Source organism: Sorangium sp. So ce375 (assembly GCF_051473855.1).
Classification (GTDB): domain Bacteria; phylum Myxococcota_A; class Polyangia; order Polyangiales; family Polyangiaceae; genus Sorangium.
In genome coordinates this window covers 3,785,544-3,804,568 of the sequence record NZ_CP150335.1, presented here as the reverse complement: position 1 = coordinate 3,804,568, position 19,025 = coordinate 3,785,544, and the positions used below count along the sequence as shown (strand labels likewise).

At 72.4% G+C, this 19,025-nt stretch carries 9 protein-coding genes; 6 read left to right on the top strand and 3 right to left on the bottom strand.

Annotation, left to right across the window (positions count from 1 at the left end):
- Positions 1-78: 78 nt before the first annotated feature.
- On the bottom strand, positions 79-2,334 hold the full coding sequence (locus WME90_RS14260) for a PilZ domain-containing protein (protein WP_437281656.1): 2,256 nt from the start codon (positions 2,332-2,334) through the stop codon (positions 79-81).
- A 382-nt stretch (positions 2,335-2,716) separates the two neighbouring features.
- Between WME90_RS14260 and WME90_RS14255 the strand changes: the two genes are divergently transcribed.
- Positions 2,717-3,073, top strand: coding sequence for a hypothetical protein (locus tag WME90_RS14255; protein WP_437281655.1), 357 nt, complete (start codon positions 2,717-2,719; stop codon positions 3,071-3,073).
- A 53-nt stretch (positions 3,074-3,126) separates the two neighbouring features.
- Here WME90_RS14255 and WME90_RS14250 read toward each other — a convergent pair whose 3' ends face one another.
- A complete protein-coding gene (locus WME90_RS14250; protein ID WP_437281654.1) occupies positions 3,127-8,268 on the bottom strand; it encodes an AAA family ATPase in 5,142 nt (1,713 codons plus the stop codon).
- A 350-nt stretch (positions 8,269-8,618) separates the two neighbouring features.
- On the opposite strand from WME90_RS14250, the gene WME90_RS14245 reads away from it, so the two are divergent.
- Positions 8,619-9,260 carry an RNA polymerase sigma factor gene (locus WME90_RS14245; RefSeq protein WP_437281653.1) on the top strand — a complete coding sequence of 214 codons (642 nt, stop codon included), beginning with the start codon at positions 8,619-8,621 and terminating at the stop codon, positions 9,258-9,260.
- Entirely contained in the window at positions 9,253-10,641 is a 1,389-nt protein-coding gene (locus WME90_RS14240; RefSeq protein ID WP_437281652.1) for a FecR domain-containing protein, read from the top strand. Before WME90_RS14245 ends, WME90_RS14240 begins: the two co-directional genes overlap by 8 nt.
- 343 nt (positions 10,642-10,984) lie before the next feature.
- Here the strand turns inward: WME90_RS14240 and WME90_RS14235 are convergent, their stop codons facing one another.
- A complete protein-coding gene (locus WME90_RS14235; protein ID WP_437281651.1) occupies positions 10,985-13,741 on the bottom strand; it encodes an RICIN domain-containing protein in 2,757 nt (918 codons plus the stop codon).
- A 1,042-nt stretch (positions 13,742-14,783) separates the two neighbouring features.
- On the opposite strand from WME90_RS14235, the gene WME90_RS14230 reads away from it, so the two are divergent.
- The 3 genes from WME90_RS14230 (at position 14,784) to WME90_RS14220 (ending at position 19,017) form a co-directional block, all read left to right on the top strand.
- The gene (locus WME90_RS14230) at positions 14,784-15,827 is read left to right on the top strand and encodes an MBL fold metallo-hydrolase (protein ID WP_437281650.1); all 1,044 of its coding nucleotides are present in this window, start codon (positions 14,784-14,786) and stop codon (positions 15,825-15,827) included.
- Positions 15,828-16,085: 258 nt separating this feature from the next.
- Complete coding sequence (locus tag WME90_RS14225) at positions 16,086-17,096, top strand: hypothetical protein (RefSeq protein ID WP_437281649.1); 1,011 nt, start codon at positions 16,086-16,088, stop codon at positions 17,094-17,096.
- Between the two features lie 340 nt (positions 17,097-17,436).
- On the top strand, positions 17,437-19,017 hold the full coding sequence (locus tag WME90_RS14220; protein ID WP_437281648.1) for a hypothetical protein: 1,581 nt from the start codon (positions 17,437-17,439) through the stop codon (positions 19,015-19,017).
- Positions 19,018-19,025 lie beyond the last annotated feature (8 nt).

Sequence of the window (19,025 nt, the reverse complement as noted above, 5' to 3'; positions counted from 1 at the left end):
CAGCGTTCGTCGAACGGCGCGGTACCAGCAACAGGCTCGGTTCGTTGCGAGCCGCCGGCCATCTCGGCCGAGCGCCCCTCAGCGCTCCTTGTTCTTCTTGTCGCTGCCCTTCTTCTTGGCGTCGTCGGCCTTCTTCTTCTCGTGCTTCTTCTCTTGCTTCGACTTCGACGCCACCTTCTTCGGCTCGCCTCGGCCGAGCGCAATCTCCAGGCGATCGCCGCGCGCCTTCGCCTTGTAGGCGGGTACGCCGTCCTTGAACTGCAGCGTGACCTCCGCGCCGTGCGCCGTGTTGACCACGCGCACCGACGCGATGCGCTTGTCCTTGCGGGCAAGGCCGCTGCCCGACGAGAGCGCGCGCCGATCGGGCAGCGACACCGTGAAGCCCATCGCGCCCGCGGCGCCGTTCAGCTCCTCGATCGGGCCGTCCATCTTCAGCTTCAGCACGATGGGGTTCCTCACCGACCCCTGCCCCCACTCCCGCGACCCCGCCTGGTCGCCGTCGTCCGCTTCTTCCGCCTCGTTTTCCTCGCCCGGGCCGCCCGGGACCGCCGCGCCCGGCGCGAGCGCATCGCCGGCCAGCGCGCTCGGCTCCGCCGGCAGCGTCGGCGGCACCGGCTCGGTCGTGGACAGCGGCGTCGCGCCGAACAGCGGGACGTTCGCCGTCAGCGCGCCGCCCGGCGCGGCAGCCGCCGTCCCCCCGGCGGCCGTCCCCGCGGCCGCCGCGAGGGCAGGCGCGCCAGATGACGCCGACGCCGGCAGCGCCGGTACGCCCGCGGCCGCCTCGGCCCCGGTCGAGGGCGCGTCGCCGCCCCGCAGGCCGAAGAAGCGCGCCGCCCCGAACACCACGAGCACCGCCGCAAGCCCAAGGAAGCTGCCGACCGCGGCCGCCTTCTTGTTGAAGCGCGGCGGCTCCGCCCCCTCGCCCGCCGCCTCCTCGGGCTCCTCGCGCACGAGCCGGCGACCGCCGGACTTGAGCGCGCCGGCCGGCGGAGGCGCCGTCTTGCGGCGCGGGCCGCCGTCCTTGCCCGACCCGTCGCCCTCGCCCGCGGCACGCCGCGCCTTGATCCTCGCCACGATGCCCGCCATCGCGGTGGCCGCGCGCGCCCCGGCGCCAGCGAGCGCGGGCGCGATCCTGCCCGCCACCGCCTTGCCCGCCATCGCAGCCTTCTCGCCGACATCGCGCAGCCGGCCCCCCGGCTCCGCGTCGGCAGCCGCCTCGGCGCCCGCCTCCTCGGCCTCGCTCGGCGCCGAGGACGGCGCCGCGTCGTCTGCGCAGGGCAGGGTCGCCGCGGCGCCCGCGCGCGCCTCCCGGGCCGAGAGCGCCGGCGACGCGTCGGCGTCGTGATCGTCGTCCGCCTGGGCCGCCGCGCCGCCGCTCCCGCCCGAGGGGGCGCGCTCACCCCGGGGCTCGGCCGCCGGCGCCGAGGAAGGCCGCGCCAGCGCCCGCTCGCCCTGTTCGCGCGACGGGCCGGGCGCCGACGACGCCCGCGCAGGCGCACGCTCGCCTTGCGGCGGCGAAGAGGGCCGCGCCGGGGCGGCCTCGCCCCGCGCCGGGGCGCCCTCGCCTCGCGGCGGCGCCGAGGACGCCCGCGCAGGCGCGCCGGCGTCGTGCGAAGGTCGCGCCGAGGGGAGCGCCTCGGGCGACGAGGGCCGCGGCCGCGGCGCCTTGGCCGCTCGGGGCGCTTCGTAGCGCAGCGTGACCACGAGCTGGGGCACGCTCGTCGCCGGATCGACCTCGACCTTCACGTGGTCGATGTACGCCTCGCGGCGCATGCCCTGATCGACCTCCTCCAGCTCCAGGGAGCGGCCCACCTTGAGGAACTCCAGGTTGGAGCCGACCTCGAGATCGTCGAGCCCGCCGGCGCGCACGCGCGCCTTCATGGGCGAGCCCAGCCCGTCGATGTGGAGGCGCACGCGGGCGCCCCGCTGCGCGGTCCCGAGCGACGCGGCGCCAGCCGGGACGGCGAGCGCCGGCGCGGGGACCGCGGCGCCCGCGTCGATCGACGAGCACATCGCGCGCACCGCCTCCTCCGCCTCGGCGTCGAGGCCAGTGAAGCGCAGCCCGAACTCGCCGCCGCGCGCCTGCTCGGCGCGCCAGCAGACCTCGCCCTCGACGACGAGCTCCTTGCCGAGCCCGTCGAACCGGCAGATCAGGGCGTCGCCGATCCGAGGCAGGTACGCCGTGCGCAGGCGCATCCCCTCGGGGGACATGTCGATCGACTCGGCCTCGAAGCCGCCGCCCGAGGTCTCGCCGACCGCGACGAGCGCCTCGATGCGGACCCGCTGCCCGGCGCCAGCGCGCCGCTCGCCGCCGCCCTCGCGCTCTCTGTCCAAGGATTCCGGCGCCTTGCGAACGCCCTCTCCCTCTGCGCCTCGACCGTTCATACGCCCATTCCTCCGCCGCGAAGCCGCGTCCGCCATCGCGGGCCCTCCGCGGTGCGCAGAAGGCCCATTGGCCGGCAGTACGGCGTAAGTCCCACGCTGGCCAAGTTTTGGAGGCCTCGTGCGAGCCGGCGCGCACCACCGCGACGCACGGCGTTCAGGGCAACCGCCGCGACGCGCAGCGTTGCGGCGCGGGGTTGGCGGGGACGGCGAGCGGCGGCGGGGGCTAGGGGGATGAGCGAGGAGCGGAGGGCGATGGGCAATGGGCGACAGACGCGGATCAACCGCTCGCTTCACCTGGCGCACCGGGGGGCAAACGTGGGAAACTCTCACGATGGGCAAGGACGAGCCCCCGCAGAACCAGGACACGCCCGCGCCCGCCGCGAATCAGGATGTCGTCTTCATCCATAGCCCCGTCGAGCAGGGGGAGGGCTTCCGGGTGATCCGGAGCCGGGAAGACCGGATCGAGATCGGCGAGCTGCGGCCCACCGAGCACGGGCGCCCGCTGAACGGAGAGCTCGTGAAGCTGACGCAGCGGTCCGAGCACGCGCGGCTCTTCGACGTGGAGGTGCTCCTCCCAGCGTCGCGCGAGTCGTCCCGCTCGGGCCCCGCGCAGGTCGCGACCGACGCCTACCGCTCGAACTGGGAGGCGATCTTCGGCCCGCGAGAGGCGAACAAGCTCGCCAACTGAGCGCGCGCCTCGGCCCGGGTGGTGCGGCCGGCGATCCCCCGGCGCAGACCCCCTCAGCGAGAGGCCCCGGCGGCGAGCTGACGCGCCTGGCCGGTCTTCCGGAGCGCGTACGCGATCCCGCGCTGGAGCGTCCCCTGGACGACGGTCTCGCGGAGGTCGATCCCGAGGCTGACCAGCGTCTGCGACACGTGGCCTCGGATCCCGGTGATCACCGCCTCTGCGCCGAGCAGCCGAAGCGCGGTCGCGGCCCGGACGAGCGTCGCGGCGACGCTGCTGTCCACGCCCTTCACGCCCGTGATGTCCAGGATGACGACCTGCGCCGACGTGTCCGCCACGCCGCGCAGCGCCGTCTCGAGCGCCTCGTCCGCCCGCTCCGCGTCCATGGTCCCGATGAGCGGCATGACCATGATCCGGTCGGTGATCGGGATGAGCGGCGTCGACAGCTCGGCGAGCCGCTCGCGCTGCACGCGGATGAGGTCCTCCTGGAGGGCGGCGCGCGCCCGCTCGGCGCTCTCCCGCTCGACGAGCTCCGCCTCCAGCTGCACCTTCGCCGCGGAGAGCTCCGCGGTGCGGGCGGCGACGGCCGCCTCGAGCGCGTCGTTGGCCCTGCGGAGCTCGTCGCTCGCCGCATGGACCCGCGCGTAGAGCAGCGCGTTCCTCACGGCGACGGCGGCCTGCGCGGCGACGAGCTCGAGCACGTCGAGGCGGGCAGGAGAGAAGATGTCGGGCGCGGCGTTGTTCTCCAGATAGAGGACCCCCGAGAGCTCCCCCTGGCTCGCCATGGGCAACACCAGCACGGACCGCGGCCTTCGCGCCGCGACGTAGGGATCGCCGGAGAACCGCGCGTCCTGCGCGGCGTCCCCCACGACGACGGAGCTCCCGGTGCTCATCGCGAGCTCGATCACGGAGGCGGCCGCCGCGCCGCTCTCGTGGACGGGCAGCGACGGGCCGACGCGCACCTCGCCCTCGCCCTCGACGACGGCCTCCACGCGCGGCCCGGCCTCGTGCGCCAGGATCAGCGCGGCCCGCTGGGCGCCGACGCTCTCGGTGGCGAGCCGGAGCAGCCGCGTCATGACGCGGCCTAGGTCGACCTCGCGCGCCACCGCCTGCGCAGCCCGGATCACCGCCGCCGCGTCGAGCAGCGCCACGCGCCGCGCGACCGACTCCGTGGTCGCCGAGACCACCGAGGTCAGGCTGAACAGCACGTTCGCGGGCGCGGGCTGCGACGCCCCCACGCGGGGCAGCAGCTCCACGTACGCCTCCTCCATCTGCCGCAGCTTGGCCGTGGCGCCCCAGCGCGTGTACGCCTGGTACGCGTCGACGAGGCACGACCGCGCGAGCCACTGCATGCGCCTCGAGGCCAGGAACCTGCCGCAGAGCTCGCTGGCGAGCGCGCGGTAGCGCACGTACCCCGCCTGGTCGGCCGCGTCGATCGCTTCCTGGTAGAGGGCGAGGACCGGCTCGAGCCCCTCGCCGGCGACGCGCGCGCGCTCCGCCCGGACGAGCAGCTCCAGGTGCCGGAGCTCGGGGCAGTTCCGCGCGAGCACGGCGAGCTTGTCGTGGTTCGAGGCGAGCAGCTCGGCCAGCGCGCCGCCCTCCTCCTCGCTCGCCCGAGGGCCGAGCGCCAGGACGGTGAGGCAGGTGTAGAGCGGGAGATCGACGATGCCGATGTACTGGCCCGTGAGGGCGCGGGCCCGCTCGTGCGCGCGGCGCGCCATCCGGAGCGCGCCCTCGTGATCACCGTAGAGGTACGCGAGCGCGAGCTTGTTCGTGTAGTAGAAGCCGGCGACGAGCGCGAAGCCCATCCCATCGAGCCTCGGCACGAGGGCTTCCTCGTCGAAGTCGGCGTCGCTCAGCGTGCCGCGGTCCAGCGTACGCCCCTCGAGGTTGTGGATCACCTGCCGTGCGACGGTCTGGACCGCCGTCGACAGCGCGTCCTTCGTGCGAGAGGTGAAGCGCAGGAACCCGCCGACGTCCTCGCGCGCGCGCCGGAGCTCGCCTTCCAGGCTGAGCTTCATCTGGGCGACGATGTTGGAGGCCGCCGACGCGAACATGAAGTCGCCGGTCTCCATCCCGGCGACGCGCGCCCGCTGGAGGACCTCGAGCGCCTCTCGCTGCGGCCTCGAGTGGTTCATGACGACCCCGTAGTTGAAGTCGACCTTCGCCCTGATGGCATCGACCCGGTACCTGTCGTTCAGGGCGACGCCCATCTGCACGATCCTGTAGCCCTCGTGCGGCTGGCCCCAGAACGCGGCCAGGTAGAAGCCGTGGAGCGCGTACGCCACGCTGGCCATCGGCGAGATCCCGTGCCGGAGCGACAGGTTCGTCATCCTGACGGCGAGGAGCTGGGCCAGCGGCGGGTTGAGGAAATACGCCGATGGCGAGCCGTAGCCGAGCAGCTCGACCACGGCCCTGACGCGCGGATCGGCGAGCTCCGGGCCCGCGCCGACGTCCTCGTCCCGCCGGGCGGCGAAGCCGCGCTCGGCTTCGGCGATCTCCGCGCGGAGCGCGGCGGCGAGCGCCTCGCCCTCGGTGGGCACCTCCACGCCGAAGAGGCGCAGGCCCTGGAGCGCCAGCGCGAGCGTGTCCGCCCAGCGGTGCTGCGCGTTGTAGAGGACCATCCGCGTGCAGTACACGCGCGCGCGCTGGACGTCCGAGGCGGCGCGCGCGAGGAGGGCGTCGAAGAGCGCCTCCGCGTCGTCGCAGCGGCCGCTCAGGTACGCGCACTCGGCCTTCGCGACATGGATGTCGAAGATGTCGAGGATGTCGAAGGCGAGACGGGGCTCGCCGGCCCATGGATCCGAGCCGAGCGCGGACGTCGCGGCGCTCAGGTAGCCGAACGCGGCGTCGTACGCGGTCGCCGCCTGCGCGCGCCGCCCCGCGGCCACGTTGAGCCGCGCGAGCTCGCCGCGCTCGGCCGGATCCTCGACAAGGGCCGCGGCGACGTTCAGGTGGCCGACGACGACGAACAGCTCCTCGTCGCTCGGGTCCTCGCCGAGGCCCGCCGCGAGCAGCCGGCCGATGCGGTGGTGCAGCCGCCTCCGCTCCGGCTCGTCGATGAGCGCGTACGCCGCCTGCTGGACGCGATCGTGCAGGAACCGGTACGAGACGCGGAACGAGGGGTCCTCGAGCAGCCTGCCCGCGACCGCCGCGTCGCCGGCGTGGACGAAGCGGTACTCGGGATCGAGGGGCACGACGAGGCCCGCCCGCAGGGCCTCCCAGAGGGCCGCGGCCACCTCGCCCGGGGGCTGCTCGGCGACGAGCGCGAGCGTCCGGAGGTCGAAGCGGTGGCCCACGCAGGCGGCGAGCCGGAGGGCGCGCTGCGCGCCGGGCGCGAGCCGCCGGATCTTCGCGGCCATCAGCTCGACGACGCCCTCCGCGCCCTCCGCGCTCCGGGCGCGCTCTAGGCTCCACGCCCACGCCCCCGCGGCCGGATCGAAGCGCACGATCCCCTCGCCGGCGAGGGCGTGCAGGAGCTGGTGGATGAAGAACGGGTTGCCCGCGGTCCGCTCCAGGATGAGCGCCGCGAAGGCGTCCGTGTCCTCGAGGCGACAGCGCAGGGCGTCGGCGAGGAGCCGACGGATGTCCTCGATCTCGAGCGGCCCGAGCCACACCTCGGAGGCGGACGCGCCCGCCGCCCGCAGGCCGTCGACGAGCCTCGCCAGCGGGTGGGCGTCGTCGACTTCCTGGTCGCGGTAGGCGCCGATCACGAGCATCCCGCGGGCGTCGGGATCGGTCATGAGGAGCTCGAGGAGCTTCAGCGAGGCCGGGTCGGCCCACTGGAGGTCGTCGATGAAGAGCGCGAGGAGGTGCTCCTCCGTGATGGCGCGGACGAAGGTCTGGAACGCCAGGCTGAAGCGGTTCTTCGACTCGCTCGGCCCGAGCGGCTGCACGGGGGGCTGGAGTCCGACGACGCGCTCGAGCTCGGGGATCACGTCGACGACGACCTGCCCGATCGAGCCGAGCGCGGCGCTCAGCCGGGCCCTCCAGCGCGCCACGGACGCCTCGCCCTCCGACAGGATGCGCTCGCACAGCTCGCCGAACGCCCGCGCGATGGCCGCGTAGGGGGTGCGCTGCTTGAGCTGGCCGAACTTCCCCGAGACGAAGTACCCGGGCCGCCGCGCGAGCACCTTGTAGACCTCGCGGACGAGGGCGGACTTGCCGACGCCGGCGTGGCCGGAGATGAGGAACAGCTCGACGGCGCCGGCCGCCGCGCGCTCGCACGCGGCCACGATCGCCTGCGCCTCGGCCTCGCGCCCGTAGAGCTTCTCCGGCAGCCAGAGCCGGCCGCCCGCGTCGCGCTCGCCGAGCGGGAAAGGATCGACGCGGCCGTCGGCCTCGTACCTCCGGAGGCACTCCTCGAGATCGGCTCTCAGCGCCTCGGCGCACGGATAACGATCCTCCGCCGCCTTGGAGAGGAGCTTCATGACGAGATCGGAGACGACGCGCGGAATCTCGGCCGACGCGGCGTGCGGCGGCATCGGCGTCCTGGCCAGGTGGCAGTGCACGAGCTCCATGGCGCTCGGCGCGGTGAACGGGGGCGCGCCCGTGAGCAGCTCGTAGAGGGTGGCGCCCAGGGAGTAGAGGTCCGTCCGGCAGTCGAGGCTGCGGTTCATCCAGCCCGTCTGCTCGGGTGACATGTACGCAAGGGTCCCCTCCACGGCGCCCGGGTTCTCCGCCCTCGGCGCCTCCTGCGACAGGCGCGTCGCGATCCCGAAGTCGGAGAGCTTGACCACCAGCGGATCGAGGCGGACGAGGATGTTGTGCGGCTTGACGTCCTTGTGAATGATGCCCGCGTGGTGCAGCGACGCGAGGGCGTCCGCGACGTGGATGCCGATGCGCAGGCTCTCCGCCAGGGTGAGCGGCTTGCTCCGGAGGAGGATGTCGAGCGACGTGCCGCCGAAGTCCTCCAAGACGAGCACGGGCACGCCCTCGCGCTCCTCCACGTCGAGGATGCGGACGACGCCAGGGTGCGCGATCTCCCTCGTGATCGCCTGCTCGTGGCGGAGCCTCACGATCGCGCGCGGAAAGGCCCGCCCGGGGGTGAGTCCCTTCAGCACCACCGGCGCTCCGTCCGAGGCGCGGTGCGCGCGGCGGACGATGACCTCACGCCCCTGGTGGAGTGTGTCGCCCGCGACATAACCTTGCAGCGGGCTCTCAGCGCCGGCGTCGGCGGCCACACGGGGGTTCGTCATGAACGCATCCTACAGCCACCGCAGTACCTGCTGGGCCGTCGTTCGGTATCGCACCGACGACCACTGTGGAGCATAGAGCAGCAGCACCACACACCACGCGCCCGTCGTTCGCCGGGAATTCGTCGCGCGAGCTGGGTGGCGGGCTCCCTCGCGCCGGCGCCCGACGGGGTGTCGAAGCGCGGCCGTGCGCGACCGGAGCGGCCCCGGCGTCAGCGGCGGAGCCGCTCCGATCACGCTCCGAATCTTGAGCCGCGGAGGCCCCCTGAGGAACACTGCTGGGCGTGGTCCAGACGCGCCGGTCGACCGTCCCGCCCTTGACAGCGGTCGCGCCCTTCACGCAAACGCGGGGCGTGCAGGCGCTACCTCTGACAGCGACCGACGACGAGGCGCTCGCGCGCGCCGCCGCGCAGGGACACCCGGGCGCGGCGCCGATCCTCTGGCAGCGGTTCGCGCCGCTCGTGCGCCGGATCCTGACGCGCACCCTCGGGCCCGGAGACGAGGTCGACGATCATGTGCAGGACACGTTCCTGCGCTTCTTCCGCGTGGCCAAGGACCTCAGGGACCCTTCGCTGCTCTCGAGCTTCATCGTCGGCATCGCGGTGCGCGTCGCGCGCGCAGAGCTGCGGCGCCGGCGCGTGCGCCGCTGGCTCCAGCTGTCGCCCTCGGGCGAGCTCCCGGACATGGGGGGCGAGCAGCAGGACCCGCAGGGGCGCGCGGCGCTCGCGCGGCTCTACCGCATCCTCGACCAGGTCGACGACAGGTCCCGGACGCTCTTCGTCCTGCGGTTCATCGAGGGGCTCGAGCTCACCGAGATCGCCGCCGCGCTCGGCTGCTCCCTCGCCACGACGAAGCGCCACCTCGCGCGCGCGTCCCACCGGATCCTCACCGCCGCGGAGCGCGATCCCGCGCTCTCGGCCTACTTCACGAAAGCCCCGCAGGACCTCGATCGGCCCGGGATCCTCCCCGCCGGCGGAGGAGAGCGCGATGAATGAAGCGGAGAAGCTGAGCCGGCTCGCGGACCTCGTGCGGAGCGGCGTCCCCGCGGACGTCGACGCGGCGCACGACGCCGCCGAGCGCGCCCGCTTCGTGGAAGCGGTGAGCCGCGGGACGGGCCACGCTGGAGCGCTGGACCGCGCGCGCTCGTGGCTGCGCTCCTCGTCCCTGTGGAGCGCGCTCTCGGGGCGGCCGCGGTGGACCTTCGCGCTCGCCGGCGCGGCGGCGCTCGCGCTGGCGCTCATCGCGCTCTGGCCGGCGCGGCCGCTCGACTACGCCGTCGAGGGCGCGCCCGGCGCCGCGGGCCGATACATCGCCGCGGCGGCGGGCGAGGCGCGGCTCCGCTTCACGGACGGCACCTCCGTCGCGCTCTCGCCGGGCAGCGCGATGCGCGTTGTGGACGTCGACGCGGCCGGGGCGCGCATGCTTCTCGAGGACGGCCGGGCGTCGTTGCGCGTCACGCCGCGGCCGAAGGCGCGCTGGTCCGTCGAGGCGGGGCCGTTCGCGGTGCTGGTCACCGGCACGGAGTTCGACGTCTCCTGGAGCCGCGGCGACGGCACCCTGCGCGTCGATCTGCACCAGGGGAGCGTGACCGTGCGCGGGCCGCTCGCGCCCGAAGGGCTGCCGCTCCGCGCCGGGCAGCGGCTCGTGGCCCGGATGCGCGAGGGCGACGTCCAGATCTCGAGCCTCGACGCCGCGAGCGCGGCCAAGGGCGCTGCGAGCGCGGCGGACCCGGCGCAGCAGGCGCTGCCGCCCGCGGACGCGGCGGCGACACCCGGGGGGGAGAAGACCATCGGACCTGGCGGCGCCGCGGACGGCGACGCCGGGGCCGTGCGTCCGGAGGGCTCGCGGGCAGAGGGGGCGCCCGCGAGCCCTCCGACGGACGGTGTGGGGCCGGCGGCGCCCGCCGGCGCGCCGGCGGCGAGCTGGGCCCAGCGCGTGGCAGCGGGGGATTTCCGGGCGGTCCTGGCCGAGGCGGAGCAGCGCGGCCTCGGGGGCGTGCTCGAGCGGGGCTCGCTGGACGACCTTGTCGCCCTCGGGGACGCGGCGCGGTACGCGCGGCGCGGCGACGTGGCGCAGCGCGCGCTCTCCGCGACGCGCAAGCGGTTCCCGGGGACGAGCCATGGCAAGGCCGCGGCCTTCCTGCTCGGCCGCTTAATCGACGACGGCGGCTCGCCCGGGGCGGCCATCGCCTGGTACGACACGTACCTCGCCGAGTCGCCGGGCGGCCCGTTCGCGGCCGAGGCGCTTGGCCGCAAGATGGTGGCGGTCGAGCGGACGGGCGGCCGAGCGGCGGCGCGCCCCATCGCGGAGCTCTACGTGAAGCGCCACCCGCGCGGCGCGCACGAGACCGTGGCGCGCGATCTCCTCACGCCGTGACGCCCGGCGGGTGACTCACGCCGTGACGCCCAGCCGGTGACTCACGCCGTGACGCCCGGCCGGTGACTCACGCCGTTCTGGCGCCCATCGTTCGATCTGATGGTTGGCCTTGTTAGCGAGAAATTGAACAGGTAGGCGGGGAGATTGGGGGATTTTACTCCCCGTCTCCCCGCCTACCTGTGAATCTTCCCGAAGAACTCGAGGGGAGGCTTCAGCTGGAAAGGCGGAGGCCCGAGGGGGCGATTCGGCACGCCCTCTCGCGCGTCGATCTGCCCGCCTCGGGCCGCTCAGCTCGCCGCGCCCTGTCGCGCGGCGAGCACGGCTGACCTCGCGTGAGGAGGCGCTAGTTCGAGCGGCTCAGCGGGTACTTGTAGAAGTTCTGCGCCCACTCGATGGTCCAGATCGTCGGCTCGACGTACACGTTCTTGTCCGCGCCGAGGATCATCGCCCGCTTGATCTTCGCCATCGCCGTCAGGAAGACCTTGCGATCGTCCTCCATCCGCGGCCGCATCACGGTCGACGGCGGATAGAGCTCCTTGACCTGAGCCACCGTCGCCGCGTCGTTGATCCACCCGTCGACCCCGTGCTCGCCCTTCGGGAGGCGCGAGCCGCCGGCGTCCAGCCAGTCGCGAAGATCGTTGTTGCCTCGGTTCATGCCGTCGGCGTGGCAGCCGATGCACGAGCTGCCGGTGTTCAGCCGGCGGTCCTGGGTGGCGAAGCCGACCGTGCTGTTGATCTGCGCGTCCGAGGCGGTCTTCTGGAGGCGCGGATCGCGCACGATGTTGACGAAGGCGTCGACGCGGCGCTGGTTGATACCGCCCCAGAGGGAGTACCCCTGCAGGCCGTTCGGCAGATCCCAGATCACCTCTTCCGCGGACTGCTGGAGCCCGTCGGTCCCGGTGTAGTAGCGGCAGTTCAGGTAGCTTCCGCCGGCGTAGCTCGGCTGCCCGTCGCACCCCTCCGGCTCCGCGCCGTTCGGCTGAGCCAGCGTCGCGATGAAGCTGTAGTTGCTCGCCGAGCCGCCGGCCCCGCTGATGAACTTCGGGATCGGGTGCGCCCAGAAGGGGAACCGGATCTGACCCGTCTCGTACGCCTGCTCGATGGTGGTCACGCCAGCGTCGAGCTGCCCGGAGAAGACGTCCCACGTCTTCCAGTAGTAGCCGCCGCTCTTCGTCCTGGCCCTGAAGTACATGCGGGAATCGACGGTGATGGCCTGCTTCGTGAGCATGTACTCGTACGACTTCATCCCCGCGTCCTTGATGACGCCGAGCTCGGCCTCGAGATCCTGCGCGTACCAGGGGATCGCCATGATGGCGTTGTAGACGTCCGGGCGCGTCAGCGTGTAGACGAGCTGGCTCGCCTCGATGTAATCGGTCTTGAAGCCGTTGACGTTCGGCGGCAGCACCTGGCTGTCCGTGGCGCCCTCCACGTTGCCGGCGAGGACGCGCCCCCAGACGAGCCTGGCGAAGCTCGGATCCACCTGGACCGTCGAGGTGTACCTGTACCGCTCCTTGAACGTGACGTCGGAGCCGACCGGCTCACCCAGGTAGTTGACGGAGGTCCTCCCGAAGAAGACGTCGTCGTCCGATCCGCCGAAGTGGAGCTTCGTAACCCCCTTGTTGTAGCCCCAGTAGTTGCGGGTATCGAAGCGGTAGACGATGCCCTTGCCGTTGATGTCCACCGGGTTGACGATCGTGGGGGCCCAGCGCGCGGTCGAGTTCAGGGCCTTCGACAGCCCCACGCGGGCCACGTTGAGCTCCTCAGCGCTGATTCCCGCGTTGTGGAGCTCGTGCAGCGAGGCGTACTTGATGAACTCCGCGTCCGCCGCGGCGACGGTGGCCTTGTCCGTCGCGATCCACGCCTTGACCTGGTCCTCGGTGACCTTCTCGCCGGCAGCGACGGGGCGCGGGGTCGCCGGCAGCGTCGGCGCGACGGCGTTCGCCCACGCCGTGACGGCGTTGAGCATCTGCGTGTTCGCGTCCTTGCAGCTCGATCCGAAGCAGTTGTGCCGGTCGATGCCCATCCGGACCACGAGCTTGGAGTCCGCCGGCTTCTTGAAGTTGACGCGCGTGAGCGCGTACTCGTGGGCCAGCGCCGGATCGACGTCGGAGTGCATGGGCGCCTGGCCCTTGCCCGTCGAGCTGTGGCAGCCAGAGCAGTTGGCGGTCAAGAGCGGGTAGACCGTCGTCTTGAAGGCCTCCAGCGACGCCGCCATGTTGAAGTTCATCTCCTTCGGAAGGCAGACGGCCTCGACGTTCTTGCCGCCCTTGCCATCCGGGATCTGGCTGTAGCCGTTCGCGCAACCCGACGCCGGGTTGACCCCCGTGTCCGCGTCGCCGCCGCCGGAGCCGCCGGAGCCGCCGGAGCCGCCCGCACCGCCCGAACCGCCGCCGCCGGTGCTCGCGCTGCTTGAGCTTGTCGAGCTGCTGGAGCTGCTGCTCGCGCTGCTGGAGCTGGTTGCGCCGCCAGAGCCGCCCGCGCCGCCCGAACCACCGACGCCTGTGCTCGCGCTGCTCGAGGTTGTCGAGCTGCTGCTTGAGCTGCCCCCCACGACCTTGAACGTGAACTTCTGGTTGTCGCCGTTCGCCCAGCTGTACTGCTGGAGGCCGGCGCCATCAGCCGTCGACCGCCCGATGACGTCAAGCGCCTTGTTGCTGTTTCTGGCCATGATCCGCTGGGCGTTGTTGCCGACGTCCACGAACGAAAATTGATGGCTCGTGGCGCTGCCGCAGCTGGACTGGACGACGGTGGCACCGTTCGCCGTCGATCCACCGTTGATCCCGAGGCAGAGGTTGCTGTTCACGTTCCGCAGCCGGAAGGTTCCACTCCCCGCGGACTCCGCCCGGAACTGCTGTCGCGTGGCGCCGTTGCACGTGGCGATCTGCGCAGCCGCCGAGCTCGCCGTGCTGCCCCCGCGTATCTCGACGCACTTGTTGCTCTGCACGCCGACGAGCGTGTAGACCGCGTTCGGGTCGATCGTGAGGCTCTCCTCGAGCGCGTCGCCTTGCTCGCTGCCGGTGTCGTCCAGACCAGCGATGCATGAGACGGCGAGAAGGCTCGTCGCGGAGGCAAGCAATGCGCTCCTTGATGCGAATCTCATGTTATTCTCCTCTGTCAAGTAAGAAGTACGGTCTATCTACAGCTCGACGCTGCCCTTGCGCTGGTCAGGGGCTCTCGACACGCAATGCGCGATGGAGGCTCCGGAGGGACGACCGCGGTGGTCATCGGTCATCGTCCCGCCAGGGGATCTCGATCACGAGGTGCGGAGCTGGAGGACTCGTTCGACAGGCGGTCAGGCACCGCTAAGAGGATTACTCTTGTCCCTTATCGGGTTGCGAGTCAAGCCAATCATGCGTCCCGCCGCGTCATTTGTAGGATCATTTGCGTGATTATTTGCATGATCGTGCATGATCATTTGCGTGAACGTTCACATGATCATTCATGTGTTCGCTCGCGTGTCGCTCGCGTGAACGTTCACATGATCCCTCGGGTGGTCGCTTGCATGGTCGTTTATAAATCCTCGAAATCACGCATAAATTTGCGCATCTCTGCGCCGGTCTACCGCCGTCGATCCTCTTCATTTTACCGCGCATCTGTCCGTCTCGTTCAATTTGCCGGCATTTATGAACGACTATTTACGAAGCCACGACAACGGCAGTTGCTGGCGACGACCTGTGCCGCAACGTCCTACATCGACCGAGACATTTGGCTTCTCGCGCCCTCTTCGCCCGTGTCACTGAACGGGTCGAGTCTCGCCTGAACGAGAGTTGCCGCGGCACCCTTGGATCACCGGATGACCAGGGATTCGCCGTGCGTTGATTCCTGCACAAATCCAGGCAGGTCGCTCCCCCGAGGCGGTGCCCGGAGGGGCACGGGGCGAATCGCCGAGGGGCCAGGGCGAGGAGCGAGCGTCAGGCGATGGTCAACATTGACAAGTTCAGAACAATTTGTCAAGTTCAGGCCTTGACGGTCTGCGCGCCGATCGCAAAGCTCGTCCGGTGCGCGAGCGAGCCACCCTGGCCGAGCTCGCGCTCCACGCAGGCGGAGCCCACGCCTCCTCCGGCGCAGGGTCGCGCAATGGTCGCCTTCACGGTCGTGTTCTGTTTCGCCAGGCACCGCGCCTGGCAGGAGATCGTCCCCTCATGAACGATTCCCGGCGTCGCAAGGGGCTGCGGCTCGAACGGGCGCGCGCTTCTGCCCAGTTCAAGGACGGCAAGTTCCAGAACCCTTCGGGCGCCGGCCCCGCCATGACCAAGGGCTCGACGCTTCCCGTGCTCGGCGAGTTCTTCTTCCGCCGCGGCCGACGTGAGCCCTCTGGGCCGCTCCCCGTCGTGCGGCCCCACGAGACCTGGGCTCGGCGCAGCGACACCGGCTTTCGGGTCACCTGGCTCGGCCACAGCACCGTTCTCCTCGAGATCGACGGCCGCCGGGTGCTCACCGATCCGGTGTTCGGCGAGCGCGCCTCGCCGGTCTCCTTCGCCGGCCCGCAGCGCTTCCACCCCCTCCCGGCCGCGCTCGACGAGCTGCCGCCGCTCGACGCTGTCCTGCTCTCCCACGACCACTTCGATCACCTGTGCGCTCCGACGATCGAGGCGCTGGCCCGCACGGGCGTCCCCATCGTCACGCCCCTCGGCGTGGGCGTGCACCTCGAGGCGCTCGGCGTCGACCCGGCGCGGATCACCGAGCTCGACTGGCACGAGCGCGCGGAGATCGGCGGCGTCCGCTTCACCGCGACGCCTTCTCAGCACTTCTCGGGCCGCGGGCCGATCAGCCGCAACGCGACGCTGTGGGCGTCATGGGTCATCGAGGCGGAGCGGCGCAAGGTCTTCTTCTCGGGCGACACGGGGCTGTTCCCCGAGCTCGCGGACATCGGCCGGCGACACGGCCCCTTCGACCTGGTGATGCTCGAGGTCGGCGCGTATCACCCGGCATGGGGGACCATCCACCTCGGCCCCGAGAACGCGCTGACCGCGTTCGAGATGCTCGGCGGCGGCACGCTCCTGCCCGTCCACTGGGGCACCTTCAACCTCGCCCTCCACGACTGGGACGAGCCCGCCGAGACGCTGCTCTCCCTGGCGACCGAGCGCCGCGCGCGCGTCGTGACCCCCAGGATCGGCGCGGCGTTCGAGCCGGAGCGCGTCGACACGCCGACCCCATGGTGGCGAGAGGTCGCGGACCCGCGGTGACGGACGACGGGTGGCCCGCCGGGACGGACTCTCCCGGATCGGTGCTCGGCTCCTCGGAACCACCATCGGGTCTCCTGCCCCTTCCGTTCACCGCGATGCTCCTCCACCGCCGCCCGCGATCTGGTAGAGCCGTGGCGCGTGCTTTCCCGTGCCCTCCTGACCTGCGTTTTTCTTCTCGCGCCAGCGCTTTTCGCGGCGCGGGTCGGCGCGGCGCCTCCTGGCGCGGCCTCACCGAAGGCGGAGGCGGCCGCGTCGCGCGTGGCGCTCGTCGAGGCCGGCGCGGACGACGCGCTGGTCCGTGAGGCGGCCACGCGGCTGCAGGCCGAGCTCGGCGCGGCGGGGTTCGAGGTGGTGCGCGTCGTGCGGGCGCCCGAGGGCGACGTGCGCGCGGAGCTCGAGCGCGCCGCGAAGGAGACGGGCGCGTTCGCGGCCGCGACGATCGTCCGCTCGCGGACTGGCGCGACCGCAGACCTCTGGATCGTGGACCGGGTGACGCAGAAGACGGTGGTGCGCGCCGTCGAGGCGGCCGGCGCGGCGGCGCCCTCGGTGATGGCCGTGCGCGCGGTCGAGCTCCTGCAAGCGAGCCTGCTGGAGGCGAGCCTGCGTGAGCCGCAAGGGCGCGCGGCGGGCGACGGCGGCGCCGCCGTTCCCGACGACGTTCACCGCTGGATGGCGCCGGTCCAGAGGAAGGCCGGGATGACGCCAGCGCCGGTGCGGGTCGGGATGCTCGCGGGCGTCGGCCTGGAAGCCGGCTTCGGGGCGCTCCTTAGCGCGGACGGCATCGGGCCGGCGGTGGGGCCCGCGCTGCGGCTGTCGTACGGCGGCGGCGCGGACGGCCGCGGAGGCGCGCTGCCCGCAGGGCTCGCGGCGCGGCTGACGTTCGCCGGGCCGACGCTGGGGCCCGCGCTCGACAGCGAGCTCGGCACGGTGTCCGTCCGTCAGGAAATGGCCTTTCTGGAGGCGGTGTGGGCGCTGGACACGGGCGGCGCGCTCTCGCCCGTGCTCTCGGCCGGCGTGGGCGGGCTCCACCTGTTCGTCAGCGGCGATCCCCGGCCTCCGCTGCGGAGCGCGACGGGCGAGGTCTGGTCGGTCGGGGCGATCGTCGGTGGGGGCGCCGGGCTGCAGCTGACCGAGCGCGCGACCCTCCTGGCGGATTTGCACGCGATCTTCGCCGAGCCCCGCGCCGTCGTGACGCTCGGCGGCGAGCGGCTCGGCACCGCGGGGCGACCGACGTTCGCCGGGTTTCTGGGGCTTCTCATGCGGCTCTGAGGCGGGGTCGCGCTCAGGAACTCGGTGTAGGGGAGTTCCCCTACCCTGCCGGAACGATGGAACCGCCAAGGCGCCATAAGACGCCAGGATTGTTGTGCTTTTCTTGGCATCCTCGGCGCCCTTGGCTGTTCAAAAGCCCCCACCCCCCGGCATTCTGACGCTGCTCGTACCGCTCCGACGCGTGGGTCGCGCCTGGGTGGGCTCGCAGGGCGGACGGCAGCCACCGACGAGATGCGATTTGCCGATGTTGGAGCGGCACCGATTCCGCTACCGTCAGGGAATCAGTCGAAGGCGTGCCCGATGGGGGCACGACCTCCTGGTTCGGGTGATATCGATGAGAGTGCGAAGAATTTCGGCGATTTTTCTCGCCGCATTCGCCGTTTCGACGGGACTCCTCGGTTGCTCTGACGATTCGCCCGAAAGCGCGGTAGCGACGTCGGCGAGCACGGGCTCCGCTTCGGGGAGCCCTGGCCCTGGCGGAACCGGCAGCTCCGGCGACGGCGGCTCCAGCGCCAACGGCGGCGACGGCGGCGGCTCCAGCGCCAGCGCCAGCGGCGGTGCCGGGAGCGGCGACGGCGGCTCCGGCTCCAGCGCCAACGGCGGCTCCGGCGGCGGCGACAGCGGCGCTGGCGGCGGCGACGGCGGCTCCGACGCCCGGGGGCGGCTCGGCGCCCGGTGCGAGAAGGACTCGGACTGCGGACGGAGAGGCGTCTGCTTCAGGGAGTCCGGCGACGAGTTCCTGGGCGGAGGCCCGGCGGGCGGGTACTGCTCGGCCTTGTGCGAATCAGACGCCGACTGCGAAGGCGAAGGCAGCGCGTGCTTCGACGGCCTCTGCCTTCTGGGCTGCACCTCGGGCGAGCCCCTGCTCGAGTACCTCGACGACCCGCTCGATCCGGCGAAGTGCCACGGCCGCGAGGATCTGCGCTGCGAGGACGTCGACGACGTGTCCGTGTGCATGCCGAGCTGCGGCTCGGACAGCCAGTGCGGCGGCAGGGCGTGCGACCCCCGGGCGAACGTCTGCGTCGACGAGCCCACGCAAGGGCTGCCTACAGGCGCGCGGTGCTCGCTTACGGCCGACCCGGACCCCTGCGCGGGGTGGTGCGTCAACTTCGGCAACGGCCTCGGCGTGTGCGCCGGGCTGTGCGTGCTCGGCGGGGACTTTGCCAACGAGGACTGCGGAGGACAGGAGAACGGCCTGTGCGCCTATGCTCTGGCGGAGGAGGCCGGGGCGGGCGACATCGGTATCTGCTCCAACGCGTGCACGAGCCACAGCGACTGCCTGCTTCCCAACTCCTCGTGCGTGTTCGCGGGGCTCGAGACCAACGGATTCTGCCTCGTCGGCGTGACGAAGTGCCCGAGGGGTCAGTCGGCCTGCGCCGACGGCGAGGTCTGCACCGCGACGCCGAAGAATGGCCGGTTGTGCCTCGACGAGCACTACCCCTTGCAGGATCCGGTCGAAGGCGGTACGGGCGGCGCCGGAGGCGGCAGTGTCACAACCGGCGGCAGTGTCACAACCGGCGGCAGTGTCACGACCGGCGGCAGTGTCACGACCGGCGGCAGTGTCACGACCGGCGGCAGTGTCACGACCGGCGGTAATGCCACAGGCGGCGCTGACGCCGCAGGCGGGGCCGATGCCGCAGGCGGCGCCGATGCCACAGGCGGGGCCGATGCCGCAGGCGGCGCCGATGCCGCAGGCGGCGCCGATGCCGCAGGCGGCGCCAATGCCGCAGGCGGCGCAGACGGCGCTGGCGGCGCCGATGCCGCAGGCGGCGCCAATGCCGCAGGTGGCGCAGACGGCGCTGGCGGCGCCAATGCCGCAGGTGGCGCAGACGGCACTAGCGGCGCCGATTCCGCAGGTGGCTCCAATGCCGCTGGCGGCGCAGACGGCGCTGGCGGCTTCCTCGGGGGGGCCGCCGGCTAGCCGCCGGG